This window comes from Gammaproteobacteria bacterium (assembly GCA_021647245.1).
Lineage (GTDB): Bacteria > Pseudomonadota > Gammaproteobacteria > RBG-16-57-12 > RBG-16-57-12 > JAFLJP01.
Map to the genome: position 1 here is coordinate 1 of JAKIVC010000036.1, position 13,412 is coordinate 13,412.

At 49.8% G+C, this 13,412-nt stretch carries 12 protein-coding genes; 9 read left to right on the forward strand and 3 right to left on the reverse strand.

From position 1 onward, the window contains the following. Positions 1 to 366: 366 nt before the first annotated feature. From L3J94_10350 to L3J94_10370, 5 genes are all read left to right on the forward strand, one after another. On the forward strand, positions 367 to 1,011 hold the full coding sequence (locus L3J94_10350) for a PEP-CTERM sorting domain-containing protein (protein MCF6219131.1): 645 nt from the start codon (positions 367 to 369) through the stop codon (positions 1,009 to 1,011). Positions 1,012 to 1,127: 116 nt separating this feature from the next. Then, positions 1,128 to 1,826 carry a 5,6-dimethylbenzimidazole synthase gene (gene bluB, locus L3J94_10355; GenBank protein MCF6219132.1) on the forward strand — a complete coding sequence of 233 codons (699 nt, stop codon included), beginning with the start codon at positions 1,128 to 1,130 and terminating at the stop codon, positions 1,824 to 1,826. Then, entirely contained in the window at positions 1,820 to 2,749 is a 930-nt protein-coding gene (cbiB, locus tag L3J94_10360) for an adenosylcobinamide-phosphate synthase CbiB (GenBank protein ID MCF6219133.1), read from the forward strand. Before bluB ends, cbiB begins: the two co-directional genes overlap by 7 nt. Continuing rightward, positions 2,742 to 3,740: a threonine-phosphate decarboxylase CobD gene (cobD, locus tag L3J94_10365; protein ID MCF6219134.1), complete on the forward strand. Its 999-nt coding sequence runs from the start codon at positions 2,742 to 2,744 to the stop codon at positions 3,738 to 3,740. Before cbiB ends, cobD begins: the two co-directional genes overlap by 8 nt. A 28-nt stretch (positions 3,741 to 3,768) precedes the next feature. Further along, positions 3,769 to 5,220, forward strand: a complete 1,452-nt coding sequence (locus L3J94_10370) for a cobyric acid synthase (GenBank protein ID MCF6219135.1) — start codon at positions 3,769 to 3,771, stop codon at positions 5,218 to 5,220. A 463-nt stretch (positions 5,221 to 5,683) separates the two neighbouring features. Here the strand turns inward: L3J94_10370 and L3J94_10375 are convergent, their stop codons facing one another. Beyond that, on the reverse strand, positions 5,684 to 6,568 hold the full coding sequence (locus L3J94_10375) for a cation diffusion facilitator family transporter (protein ID MCF6219136.1): 885 nt from the start codon (positions 6,566 to 6,568) through the stop codon (positions 5,684 to 5,686). 186 nt (positions 6,569 to 6,754) lie between these two features. Here L3J94_10375 and L3J94_10380 point away from each other — a divergent pair, with 186 nt between their 5' ends. Further along, a complete protein-coding gene (locus L3J94_10380; GenBank protein MCF6219137.1) occupies positions 6,755 to 7,189 on the forward strand; it encodes a DUF4124 domain-containing protein in 435 nt (144 codons plus the stop codon). A gap of 89 nt (positions 7,190 to 7,278) precedes the next feature. Beyond that, on the forward strand, positions 7,279 to 9,171 hold the full coding sequence (gene speA, locus L3J94_10385; protein MCF6219138.1) for a biosynthetic arginine decarboxylase: 1,893 nt from the start codon (positions 7,279 to 7,281) through the stop codon (positions 9,169 to 9,171). Positions 9,172 to 9,237: 66 nt separating this feature from the next. Here the strand turns inward: speA and L3J94_10390 are convergent, their stop codons facing one another. Further along, positions 9,238 to 10,473, reverse strand: coding sequence for an FAD-dependent oxidoreductase (locus tag L3J94_10390; GenBank protein MCF6219139.1), 1,236 nt, complete (start codon positions 10,471 to 10,473; stop codon positions 9,238 to 9,240). 25 nt (positions 10,474 to 10,498) lie between these two features. Here L3J94_10390 and L3J94_10395 point away from each other — a divergent pair, with 25 nt between their 5' ends. Next, on the forward strand, positions 10,499 to 11,776 hold the full coding sequence (locus L3J94_10395; GenBank protein MCF6219140.1) for an ATP-binding protein: 1,278 nt from the start codon (positions 10,499 to 10,501) through the stop codon (positions 11,774 to 11,776). 11 nt (positions 11,777 to 11,787) lie between these two features. Further along, positions 11,788 to 12,357, forward strand: coding sequence for a response regulator transcription factor (locus L3J94_10400; GenBank protein ID MCF6219141.1), 570 nt, complete (start codon positions 11,788 to 11,790; stop codon positions 12,355 to 12,357). Between the two features lie 48 nt (positions 12,358 to 12,405). Here the strand turns inward: L3J94_10400 and L3J94_10405 are convergent, their stop codons facing one another. Then, a complete protein-coding gene (locus L3J94_10405; protein MCF6219142.1) occupies positions 12,406 to 13,365 on the reverse strand; it encodes an NYN domain-containing protein in 960 nt (319 codons plus the stop codon). Positions 13,366 to 13,412: the final 47 nt, after the last annotated feature.

The following is a 13,412-nucleotide window of genomic DNA, read 5'->3' on the forward strand; positions in this document are numbered from 1 at the left end:
GCCCCTCGCGGGTTGGCCCTTGCCATTCGCTAGTAGTTATCGTCTACTAACAACACGGTGTTCGACGGTGATCTTCCTACAGAGGACTTTCACCTCATGAGTTCATGCCCATGCTGGGCGTACACAAAATGTTGCAAGAGGCCCTTCGCTACTCGCTGCTTATTTTACGAATGCAGCCCTCAACACCCTCTGAATAAAACCAAGCCAAATAGAAATAGCGTCGAAAAAGCTGACACTTTCTTTTTCATCCTTTAAAAAGTAGTTATTTATTTTTAAATATTTCAATTACTTATATTTCTGGCCTAACAATTGCTAAATGTAGTCAGCTATACGGCAGTTGTTTTAACTTGGAAAGGAGTAGATAAAATGAACACGCTTTTACGAAATATAACCCTATTGGCAGCACTCTCCATTGGCGGCACTGCAAGTGTAGCCGCCGCACCTATTATCGATCAGTCACAAGCTGCAACCGATGGCGGTGTTGCTTTTTGGAGTGATCTCCAGCAGGCACAGACCTTTACTGCAGGGATTACCGGCCAATTGACGCAACTGGATGTTCCATTGGGACTTAACCGGGGTGTTGGCTTCACAGGTGATGAGACCGCCTATATCTCACTAGTAGAGTGGGGCACTGACATGCCCGGCACTGTTCTGGGAACTACCAGCGTTCTGCTCAGCGGTGCATCCACGCTGCAATCTCTGGATCTCACTTCTGAAAATATATTCCTCACCGCAGGTTCAATGTACGCTTTCGTGCTGAGTAATGATTTAACTTATAGCCCGCTACCCAGTCCATACAGGAATACTGGCATCCGGGTTCAGTGGAGCACGGATCCTTATGCAGAAGGTAGCTTGTGGACCCAATACAGCACTGGCTGGGCGGAGCGTGGTGGCACGGATACTGTGTTCACAACATACGTTAACGCAAGTCCGGTTCCTGCACCCTCTATTCTGTTCCTTTTTGCCGCCGGTCTGGCGGGGCTTGGCTACTTTAGAAAAAAGCAGGCTTAACTTTTTAGTTTTTCGGCCATTCAACCCTCAAGGCGCAGCGCCTTGAGGGTTTTTTGTGGGCGATAATCAGAGGCAAAATCTCTCCATTTATCCATTAAACAGGGTAAAATGGCCGAATGAATTCACCCCACCGATATAATCAGACAGAGCGCAACGCCATCGACAAAGTGATTCGAGAGCGGCGTGATATGCGTCATTTCAACCACAATCCAGTGGATACTCAGCAACTTATCCATATTCTCGATGCAGCACATCACGCGCCCAGCGTGGGTTTGATGCAGCCATGGCGTTTTCTGCGCATTACCAAGTCGGCACTACGCCAACAGATTCAGCAACTGGTGGAAGAAGAGCGACAGCAGACCGCTGAAGCCATAGGCGAGCGTCAGCAGGCGTTTTTACGCCTTAAAGTAGAGGGTATTATGGATGCCGCTGAACTGCTGGTGGTATCGCTCATGCCCGAGCGTGAGCAACATATTTTTGGCCGCCGTACCCTGCCCGAAATGGATCTCGCCTCGGTCGCCTGCGCCATTCAAAACATGTGGCTTACCGCCCGCGCCGAAGGGTTAGGGCTGGGGTGGGTCTCGCTATTTGAACCACACGCCTTAGCCGAACTACTGCAAATACCTGAAGGTGCCAAGCCGATCGCCATTCTCTGTATTGGTCATGTGGATGCCTTCTACGAACGACCCATGCTTGAGCAGCTCAACTGGCGACAAGCTGAACCGCTTCAACAACACCTGTTTGAAAATAGCTGGGGCAACCCCTCGCCGCTACTGAACAAGTGCAATAAAGAGGCTAATCTTCCACCATGCTAACCAGCCTGTTGGTAATCTTTGCGGCCCTGTTAATGGATCACCAACTGGGCGAGCCCAAGCGTTTGCACCCATTAGTCGGTTTTGGCTCACTGGCAACAGCACTCGAAAAAATCTGCAACAAAAAACAGCACTCCTCCCGCCTGCAGGTTTTACTGGGTCTGTTGGCTATGATACTGCTATGCGGGGGAGTCGCTGCCCTGCTCAGCACCGCCTACCTGAACCCCTATGTCATTATATTTGAAATAGTCATTCTCTACTTCGCCATTGCCCCGCGCAGCCTCAATGAACATGCGCTGGCGGTACACAACGCACTTCAGGATAACAACATTGAGTTAGCACGTAGCCGGGTCGGTTATATGGTCAGCCGCCACACCCAGCAGATGGATGAACAGCAGATCAGCCGTGCGGCTATCGAGTCCACATTGGAAAATGGTAACGATGCCATCTTCGGCGCACTGTTCTGGTTTATTATCGCAGGCATCCCTGGCGTGGTGGTCTATCGCCTGGTAAACACCCTGGATGCTATGTGGGGCTACCGTACACCGCACTATGAATATTTTGGTAAAAGTGCCGCTCATCTGGATGATCTTCTGAACTATATTCCTGCCCGCCTCACCGCCTTCAGTTACGCACTCTGCGGCCACTTTTCAAAAGCCATAACTTGTTGGAAAAAACAGGCCCACCAACTTGCAAGTCCCAACGGTGGCCCGGTAATGAGTGCTGGTGCCGGTGCCTTGCAATGCAAACTGGGAGGGGCGGTTATTTATCATGGACAACTTACAGACCGCCCTCAGTTTGGCTGCGACAAAGTACCCCAAGGGGCCGATATTCAACGAGCAACCTCTCTGATACAGCGCACCCTTTGGCTCTGGCTGACTCTACTGACCCTCGCCACCATAATTGGAATCATGAGCCATGCTTGAACATGGAGGCAAGCTGCGCGCTGCCGCAAAACAGTATAATATTCCGTTACCACAATGGATGGATCTCTCCACTGGCATCAACCCCAACCCGTGGCCTATCCCCGCCATTCCCGAATCAGCTTGGTCACGACTACCTGAAGATGATGATGGTCTGTTAGAGATTGCAAAACGCTATTACGACGCACCTGCGCTATTAGCTGTCGCCGGTTCACAAATGGCGATCCAAACACTACCCCGACTACGAAAAACAAGCCATGTCGCAATGCTGCACCCAAGCTACAATGAGCACCGCCATGCATGGCAGAGTAATGGCCACCAAGTGGTGTCGATTGAGGCTGATCAAATTGATGCTCACATCGACCAACTTGAGGTATTGCTACTGGTCAACCCGAACAACCCCACTGCACAGCGCTTCAGCGAACCCCAGCTGCTCACATGGCACCAGCGACTACAACAGCACGGAGGCTGGTTGATTGTGGATGAGGCCTTTCTCGACTGCACACCACAACACTCCATCGCCCGGCACACTCACCTGCCGGGGTTAATTATACTGCGTTCAGTAGGCAAGTTTTTTGCTCTGGCGGGTGCGCGAATCGGTTTCGTCTGTGCCACTGAAGAGATTCTGCTACCACTGGCAGAGCTGATTGGCCCTTGGGTACTTTCCGGCCCGGCACGCCACGTCGCCAAAGCCGTACTGTCCGATCACGCGCAACAACAACAGGTTCGCCAACAGTTAACATTGCAAGGCCAACGACTGACTCAACTACTCAGCCAGCACAACCTGACACCCACAGGCTCCACCCCGCTTTTCAGCTGGATTAAAACCGTGCAAGCCGAAAAACTGCACCAGCAACTGGCAACAGAAGGCATTCTCACCCGACTCTTCAATGACCCACAGAGCATTCGTTTCGGCTTACCCAAAAACGAACCACAGTGGCAGCGGCTTGAAATAGCACTCAGCAAACTCAACCTAGAGAGTCACTCCCTATGAAAGCGGCACCACAATCAAGGCCATCATCATGAGTACGTTGATGGTGCAAGGCACCACCTCAGATGCGGGTAAAAGCGCCCTGGTCACCGGGATCTGTCGGGTGCTACACCGCCGCGGCATTAAAGTTGTCCCGTTTAAACCACAAAACATGGCACTCAACAGTGCCGTTACCGCAGAGGGTGGTGAAATTGGCCGCGCCCAAGCACTGCAAGCACAAGCTTGTGGCCTGCAACCTCATACCGACATGAACCCGGTACTGCTAAAACCCAATAGCGACACCGGCTGCCAGGTAATCATCCATGGCAAAGCGCTCAGCAATATGAAAGCGCACGAGTATCACCACTACAAAAATAGTGCAATGCAAGCCGTGCTATCCTCCCACCAACGGCTGAAGCAGCAATATGAGATGGTGATCGTCGAAGGAGCCGGCAGCCCTGCTGAAATTAATTTGCGGGAAAATGACATTGCCAACATGGGATTTGCTGAAGCAGTAAACTGTCCCGTAATTATTGTTGCCGATATTGATCGGGGCGGCGTATTTGCCCACCTGGTCGGCACCCTGGCGCTGCTCAGTCAATCTGAAAAAAATCGGGTCAAGGGCTTCATTATCAACCGTTTTCGTGGTGACATCTCCCTGCTACAGCCCGGACTCGATTGGCTGGAGCAACGGACCGGGAAACCGGTACTCGGCACGCTGCCCTATCTGCATAACCTGCATCTGGAAGCCGAAGATGCCATCAACACCCACAGTAGCAGTAGCGTGGCGGCACCCTTAAAAGTAGTCATCCCCACACTCCCACGCATCAGCAACCATACCGACTTTGACCCACTGCGCTTGCACCCACAAGTTGCTCTACACTTCGTTGCCCCCGGCAAAGCGCCACCACCCGCCGACCTGGTCATCTTGCCAGGTTCAAAAAATGTTGCGTCAGACCTCAACTGGCTGCGCCAGCAAGGGTGGGAGAAGTATCTACAACAGCACCTGCGTTATGGAGGAAAACTGCTGGGTATCTGTGGTGGCTACCAAATGCTTGGCACCCACATACACGATCCTGACAGCATCGAAAGCAAGCAGCAAAAGAGCCAGGGACTGGGGCTGTTAGACTTCTCCACCACCCTAAAATCCCATAAAAAATTACGCCGTAGCACGGGAAAGCTCACCCTTGGCAACACACACATCAGCGGCTACCAGATTCACGCAGGAGTAAGCCAAGGCCCTGCACTACAACGACCACTAATGGTTCTGGATGGAAAAGAGGATGGCGTAATATCTGATGACAAGCAGATTATCGGCAGCTACCTACACGGGCTATTTGAACAGAGCGAAGCGTGTCAAGAGCTGCTACAGTGGGCCGGGCTGTCTAGCGCAGAGCCGATCGATTATATCGCCCTGCGTGAGGCCGGCATTGATTGTATGGCAGATAGTGTAGAAAAACATATGAACATTGAAGCGCTAGTAAAGTTACTCACACCACTGTGAAAACATCGCACCCTCACCCTGTTTGAACTCACTACTGACCCGACCTAGACTTTATGTATTAACTCGCCACCAGCTTAATTATCCATAATATGGATTGTTGGCGAGTAAATACATAAAGTCCGATGGTATTAGACAATCATTATTCCAGAAAAAAAGACATCTGGAATAATGAGTTGCGAGTTAATACATATCAGGAGGCTGTCGGACTTAGGGTGAATCTACTGCGGAAAAGCCATTCAGGCCCATTTCTCCGATCATTTTCGTTGAATATGCTCAATATTTGCCTCAAACGATCAAAAAAATGGACTCAAAATGGCTTTCCCTCGCTACGATCACCTAAGTCCGACAGCCTCCACATCTTTTACTTCAATGCTGGGTTATTTTCTTACTCAATCAGTCACATATATCCTATACGTTCCCTCTTTCATCCGGGATTTATCCCTGCCGACACAAACCATTCACATCAGTTACACCCTCTGCCACAATGGTTAGTTTCAAACTCCAGTGTTGAATGGGTGATGCCATATTTTTCCGCTAGCTCTTTTTTCAAGGCCATCTTGATACTTTCAATCTCAGAGAAGTTATCAATCACCACATGCGCCTCCAATGCATTTTTATGTTCATCAAGCTGCCACAGGTGAAGATGATGAATATTTGATACACCGTTAACCTGCGTCATCACATAAATAACCTCATCAATCTCAATATCCTCCGGCGAACCCTCCATCAAAACATGTATCACCTTTGGCAGTAGTGTTGCGGCCTGATAGAGAACATAGCCGGCAATCAGCAACGTTAACAGGGTATCTGTCCAGTACCAGTCGTAGAGCAGAATCAGCGTTCCGGCAATAATAACCCCCACCGAGGCCAGTGCATCCGAGACATTATGTAAAAAAGCCGCCCGCATGTTCATGCTGTGCTTTGAGAGGCGGTAAGTCAGCATGACCGTCATCACATCGATAATCAGCGCAATACTGGCAACCACAACCACCATCCACCCTTCAATGATTTGCGGCTCAAATAGACGCCATATCGCTTCATAAACCAAAAAGAGCCCAACCAACACTAACGTCACCAGGTTAATCAGCGCTGCAATGACTTCCGCACGTTTATAGCCGAACGTCTTAAAGTGGTCAGCCGGTTGTCGGCTGATTTTTCGGGCGACCCAAGCGATCAACAGCGAAGTGGCATCACTGAAGTTGTGTAAAGCATCCGCAATCAGGGACAAGCTACCCGAAATAATACCACCCACCACCTGGGCCAATGTCAGCAACATATTGATAGCGATGGCAATAATTAGCCGTCTATCGCCCATACTTTCAACATTATGGTGGTGATTGTGTCCCATTACGCTCTCTCAATCGACTCAGGAATATCTGCGCCTTTCATGACACTACCTTCTCTTCATATATCAGCGCCTGATCCGCTATCAGAAGAGGAAGTCGTGCAATATATAGACTGGCTGGTTATGATGGCTTATACACTCAAAGCAACCGCCAAATAACCTTACCCTAACACTGTAGGAGATTATTTTATGAAATGGGCTACATCACTGTTATTTATTAGCATACTACTCTCTTCACTACCCGCTATGGGTGAAATTTACAAGTGGGTTGATAAGGAGGGTAATGTCCACTTTGGTGATAAACCCCAATCAAAAGTGAACGCTGAAACAGTTAAAATCGACAAATTCACCCCCGACCAAAATTACCGTACTCGCATGGAGAGCATGAAGAGCAGTGCAGAGAGCCAGCGTGAAAAGTCAATGGAAAAAAAAGCTGAACAGCAGGAAGTTGCCCGTGAAAATACCCGTCTCTGCCAACAGGCTAAGAGAAGGTTAATTCCGTTAAAGCAGCAGATAAGAGTCTTCCGCTATAGCGATACCGGAGAGCGAGAGTATGTCAGTGACAGTGAGCGCGCCGCAGAGATCAAGCAGTTAGACGCGGTTGTAAAGCGAACGTGTCAATAGAACCCGCAGCCACTCGCTAAAAACTGAGTTCAGCGTATTTAGTGTTTACTTAAAATCGACACCTCTTCCCACCAAAACATGAGAACCCTATGAGTGACTGGTCACTGCAAGATGCCCGTGAACTATACAATACGCCGCACTGGAGTGATGGTTACTTTGATATAAATTCACAAGGTCATCTCATCGCCCGCCCTGATCGCGATAGCAGCAATCCGGGGGCCGACCTTGATCAGATTACCCGCGAGCTCCGTCAGTCTGGCCTCAAACTGCCCATTTTGATGCGCTTTACTGGGATTCTTCACAACCGCATTGATAGTCTATGTGACGCCTTCCAGCATGCAATGCAGCAGCACAACTACTGTGCAAACTATACAGCGGTCTACCCCATTAAAGTAAACCAGCAGCACTCAATTGTGCAGGAGATCCTCGATCACGGCGCTGAACGTGTTGGCCTGGAAGCAGGTTCCAAACCTGAGTTGATGATTGTGCTGGCACTCTCAAATGCCAACGGCGGTGTCATTATTTGTAACGGTTATAAAGACCGTGAATATATCCGCCTAGCACTGATTGGCCGTCGACTGGGACACCGCATCTACATTGTTGTAGAGAAGCTGAGTGAATTAGAGTTAATTATTGAGGAGGCTGATAATCTTGGCATTACGCCGTTAATCGGCGTACGCACACGCATGACCTCCATTGGTGCCGGAAAATGGCAGAACACGGGTGGCGAGAAGTCTAAGTTTGGTCTTTCAGCTGCTCAAGTTTTACACATGGTGGAGCGCCTTAAAGCGTGCCAAAAACTGGATTCACTCCAGCTACTGCACTTTCACCTTGGCTCGCAAATTGCCAACATCCGAGACATCCAGCGCGGCATGCGCGAAGCGGCCCGCAACTACGCTGAGCTGCATCGCCTAGGTGCCAAAATAGAGACCGTTGATGTGGGTGGTGGGCTTGGTGTCGATTATGAAGGCACCCGCTCACGTAGCTTCTGCTCGATGAACTATGGCTTGCATGAGTACGCCCACAATGTAGTACATGCTTTCAAAGAGATTTGCGATAAAGAGTCACTACCACAACCGGCGATAATCACCGAGTCTGGCCGCGCAATGACCGCCCATCATGCGGTATTAGTTACCGATGTCATCGACAGTGAAACCACCGCACCACTCACAACACCCAGCCCAATCCAAAATGAAGCACCCCTACTGCATGACCTCTGGGCAGGGCTACAACAGCTGGGCAGCAACCAACGATCGATTACCGAAATCTACCACGATGCCGGACACCTGCTCGCAGATGCCCAGCAGATGTATACCCACGGAATTTTTTCCTTACAACAACGTGCCCGTGCTGAGCAGCTCTACTTTGCCAGCTGCGCCAAAATACGCACCCTACTGCGTCCCGATAGCCGCAGCCACCGTGAAATTCTGGATGAGTTAAATGAAAAACTCACCGATAAATATTTCGTTAACTTCTCACTTTTCCAATCGATTCCTGATGTTTGGGCAATTGAGCAGCTCTTCCCCATTATGCCAATCCACCGCCTTGACGAACAACCCGAGCGCCGCGCCATGCTCACCGACATCACCTGTGACTCAGATGGTCGCATCGACCACTACATTCACAGTGGCGGCATTGAGCACAGCCTACCACTCCACAGCATCAAGCCCGACGAACCCTACTTGCTTGCCATCTTCATGGTGGGAGCCTATCAGGAGATTTTAGGTGATATGCACAACCTGTTTGGTAACACCAACTCCGTACATATCACCGTCAATCCGGATGGAAGTTATCAGCTAAGTGACGCTCTGCATGGGGATACCGTCGAGTCGGTATTGAAAAGTGTACACTTTGAAGTAGAAGCACTGCTCACCCGCTATCGGCTAAAAATCGCCGCAGCAAAATTAACTAAAGAGCAGTGCCAATATTTTCAACAAGAGCTGGAGATCGGGTTAAGTGGCTACACCTACCTAGAGAGATAACACGCAGCACACTCACTCTGCCAAGCGGCGGACAGGGAAGGGCTTTCATTATGAGTTATCCGGCTATCAAAGCTGCGCCACTACCCGCTCTGCCGATGCAATGGCACCCTCTACCGTGGCAAAGTGCCCTTCTACTGTCGCCTCCCCCGCAAAAAATAGCCGTTCATCAACCGGCTGTTGCAGTGCACTTCTCGCCCCCTCAGAGCCGATCCGATCATAGCTGTATAGGCCACCAATCGCCGGATTATCTGACCAATTCTCATGGTAATGTTCATCAAGTAGTGCTGCTGCATCACACTGAAAAGCATCACCCAGTGTCTGCAGTATCAGCGACAGATAGTGAGCACTCTCCCGTAGGTCGCTCTCATCAGCCACATAAAAAGCCATTATAACTGGGCTTTTTTTATCGGGCATCCAGAAGTGGCATGGACTATCAACATTGATCAACTGGCTCAGACCGCTCTTCCAGAAGCGCTGTTTAAAACGCAAAAAGAGTACCCCGCCCTGCCCCATACCGAGGCATTCAATCGCCTGCTGATGTTGCGTCGGCAAAGGTGGTGTAAATTGAATCTGTTGTCGTTTAAGAATAGCCAGTGGCACTGTGACCACTACTTTATCAGCCATGAAAATATCGCCATTGGCACAGCGCACCTTCACTTCGTCCTCACGGTAGTCCACCTCAACCACCCGCCGCCCAAGTAATACTGATGCCATCTGTGCCCCATAACATTCGCGTAACAGTTCAGCCAGTGGCTGTTTGAGTGGCTGGCTAATCAGATCCTGCTCCACATCAACTCCAGCCGCTTTAAAGCTGTCACGGAGTGGCACAGCGGCTACCTGTGCCACATCGCAACCGAGCAACCCTCCGAGCACTTGCCGAAAAAAGTTAGCTGTCGCCTCATTCATCCCTTGCTCAACAATCAATGTTTCAATGGTTTTTTGCGGGTCACTGTTTCGATAAAAGGCACGCATTAAACGCTTGCTCTTCTGTAGGCTGGGCAGGATATGAAACAGCGCAAATCGCCAGGCGGGCAGATAGCGCCCTTTCATAATCATGGCCACCTTCCCTGACTTTGCCAGCCACTTGCGCTGCTTGGCCTGTGCATACAGTCCCCGTTTTTTATGGTGTAAAAAACGTGCGCCGCTATCGAGTATTAACCCTGAAAATGAGACCACTTTAACACGCCCACCCGCAGACGCCTGAGCCTCTAGGTGAATAACCTCACACGGGCCCTGGAGCTGTTGGGCAACACTCAAACCCGCCGCCCCGGCTCCAATAATAATGACACGTTGTTTTTTCATATCAATCTTTTACAATCCGCTAGTTATGAAACAGAATCCACACGATGTACACCAACACACCACGCACCTCAACATGCGCCGCTTACTGGTACTCAGGGGCGTTGCCATCGGCAGCTGGTTGTTTACCTTACTAATTGTCACCTTTACGCTGCACCTGCAATCTGCAATCTGGCCGCTGCTACTAATCCTTGTGGTCTGGAGCGGTTTATCACTCTGGACAGGGTGGCATATCAAGAAGATGGAAACCATTGCCGATTCACGTTTCTTTATTCAGCTGATTCTGGATGTCGCCATCTTAACCCTGCTGCTCTATTTTAGCGGCGGCTCCACCAATCCGTTCACACTGATGTTTCTGCTCCCCCTAGTGGTTGCCGCCTCGGTGCTCTCAATGCGCTATATTTGGAGTATTGCACTGCTCACCATAGCCGCTTACAGCTTTTTGCTCTTTAACTATCAGCCCTTTATTCCACTCGAGCACCATACGACGGAACACTTCAATATCCACATTATTGGCATGTGGTGGGGTTTTGTCATCAGTGCTGCGCTAATTGCTACATTTGCTGCAAAAATGGGACATACCCTGCGTGAACGGGACCATATTCTTGCCGAGACAAAAGAGAAATCACTGCGTGACGAGCAGCTGGTGGCGCTCGGCTCACTGGCAGCGGGGGCAGCCCACGAGTTGGGCACCCCCTTGGGTACCATTGCCATATTAGCCAGCGAATTGGAACACCAATATGCAGATGACAAAGCCCTCAGTGAGCAATTATCCACCCTACGTTCACAGGTGCAGCGTTGCAAAGAGACGCTCTCTACGCTTTCAGCCTCGGCGGGGCAGCTGCAAGCCGCATCAGGAAAAAGCCTACCACTGGATGAATACCTGAATGAAATTATTCACCAGTGGCAACAGATGCGCCCTGGCATTTCACTGCTGATCAACCTGAATGCTGAGCAACCAGCGCCGTTATTAATTGCAGAGCAGACATTGACACAGGCACTTATCAACATATTTAATAATGCCGCTGACGCATCACCCCATGATATCGAGATCACCGCACAATGGCATGAAAACCTGCTCCAGTTAACGGTTCTTGATCGAGGGACTGGCATTGATGATGAGACCAATGCCCGTATAGGGCGCTCCATCTTTACCACCAAAAAGGGCGACCAGGGAATGGGGCTTGGGCTATTTCTTGCCTATTCAGTCATCCACCGATTAGGTGGTGAAATAGCGCTCACCAACCGTGAGGGTGGCGGTGTCTGCACGGCGATTACCTTGCCGTTACAAAAGCTACTTATTTGAGAGTCGACCGCATGGATACCATAATAGATAAAGATAACAACGAAATAGTTGACCGCCCATCACTGTTACTGGTGGATGATGATGACGTTTTTTGCCGTGTTCTCAGTCAGGCACTTGAGCGCCGAGGCTTTCAGGTCGTGCTTGCACATGATGTCACCCAAGGCAGTGAACTCGCTCAACAAAATCCACCTGAATTCGCAGTTGTTGATCTCAATATGCCGGGGCCTTCCGGTCTCGTGATGGTTGAGATGTTGAAGCAGCTCGACAAACACACCAAAATTGTTGTACTCACCGGCTATTCCAGCGTCGCCACCGCCGTTGAAGCCGTTAAGCTAGGGGCAACCCACTACTTAACCAAACCGGCTGACATCGAAGAGATTATCAACGCTTTTGGCCGTGAAGCGGGTGATGCCTCAATGGAGATCAGCCAAAAACCAAAATCTGTCAACCGCCTAGAGTGGGAGCATTTACAAAAGGTCTTGATGGATTGCAATAACAACATATCAGAAGCCGCACGCCGTCTTGGAATGCACCGTCGAACACTACAGAGAAAACTACAGAAACGCCCCGTGCGGGAGTAGGTTCACAGAGCCGTAGGCTCTTTTCCGCTTGGCTCAGCGCAGCAAGAACTACAAACGGCTAACATTCTCTGCATTCTCGCCACGATCCGTGTTGTAGATCGTGTATGAGACGGTGTCACCAATAGATAACTCTGTGAAATTGCCATTAATTACTTTGCTGTAGTGAAAAAAGATATTATCCCAGCCTACATCGGGCTTAATAAAGCCATAGCCATCTTTGATATTGACAATAGAGCCTTTTAGTGTGGTTGCTGTCTCGCCAATATTGCCGGTGACTGTTCGTGCCAGTGCGATAGTCTTTTCATGGTTATCATATTTCAGCTCAATTTCGGGAATGTCGTCCAGCATCTCCACCAGCTTCAAGTAGTTGAATTTTTTGTGGGTGAATAACGGATCACGCTTTTTAAGCGCCAGGCCGATACTGGCCAAGTTAACCCAACGGTGGTTAAAAGAGTTTTCCAACCCCTCTATCGTTGCCACCACAAAATCACAGGCGCTCTGTTTATCGACAACCTGAATCGGCGAACTACTTCTCTCTTCTGCACGGGGGGTGTATGAGATAACCTCATCAACAATGCGCGTAAGATCACGTGACAGGGTGTCCGGCACAGCGAGAATAATAACCTGCTTACCAATCGCCTTCAGCTCGGCAATCAGAGGGATATAGTCACGATCACCTGATGCCAAAATCAGTGTATCTATGGTGTCGTTTTGGAAAAACAGCTTCATCGCCGAAACCGTTAAATAGCAGTCCAGGCTTGATTTTCCGTCCTGAGATAACGGAACATAGACCGGTTGAATTCCATTTCTCTGGATTTCGGCCACCTCTTTGGAGAAATTTACCCAGTCGCCAAATGCCTGTATCGAAGCGATTCGACCATACTCCTTACAAGCATCTACAATCCGCGACCAGTCCGGTGTCTCTGCGTAACTATTCAAGGTTGAATAGTGTATATTTTCCACATCGATAAAAACCGCAACCGATGACTTTTGACCAATCAGACCCATAACAACCCCACATCACTCTCGTTTTTAAATGGATTCATACACACATA

Coding starts and splice junctions, on each gene's coding strand:
- L3J94_10380 (MCF6219137.1), top strand. CDS start 6,755: ATGAAATGGGCTACATCACTGTTATTTATTAGCATACTACTCTCTTCA.
- L3J94_10370 (MCF6219135.1), top strand. CDS start 3,769: ATGAGTACGTTGATGGTGCAAGGCACCACCTCAGATGCGGGTAAAAGC.
- L3J94_10350 (MCF6219131.1), top strand. CDS start 367: ATGAACACGCTTTTACGAAATATAACCCTATTGGCAGCACTCTCCATT.
- speA (MCF6219138.1), top strand. CDS start 7,279: ATGAGTGACTGGTCACTGCAAGATGCCCGTGAACTATACAATACGCCG.
- L3J94_10405 (MCF6219142.1), bottom strand. CDS start 13,365: ATGGGTCTGATTGGTCAAAAGTCATCGGTTGCGGTTTTTATCGATGTG.
- bluB (MCF6219132.1), top strand. CDS start 1,128: ATGAATTCACCCCACCGATATAATCAGACAGAGCGCAACGCCATCGAC.
- cobD (MCF6219134.1), top strand. CDS start 2,742: ATGCTTGAACATGGAGGCAAGCTGCGCGCTGCCGCAAAACAGTATAAT.
- cbiB (MCF6219133.1), top strand. CDS start 1,820: ATGCTAACCAGCCTGTTGGTAATCTTTGCGGCCCTGTTAATGGATCAC.
- L3J94_10375 (MCF6219136.1), bottom strand. CDS start 6,568: ATGGGACACAATCACCACCATAATGTTGAAAGTATGGGCGATAGACGG.
- L3J94_10395 (MCF6219140.1), top strand. CDS start 10,499: ATGAAACAGAATCCACACGATGTACACCAACACACCACGCACCTCAAC.
- L3J94_10400 (MCF6219141.1), top strand. CDS start 11,788: ATGGATACCATAATAGATAAAGATAACAACGAAATAGTTGACCGCCCA.
- L3J94_10390 (MCF6219139.1), bottom strand. CDS start 10,473: ATGAAAAAACAACGTGTCATTATTATTGGAGCCGGGGCGGCGGGTTTG.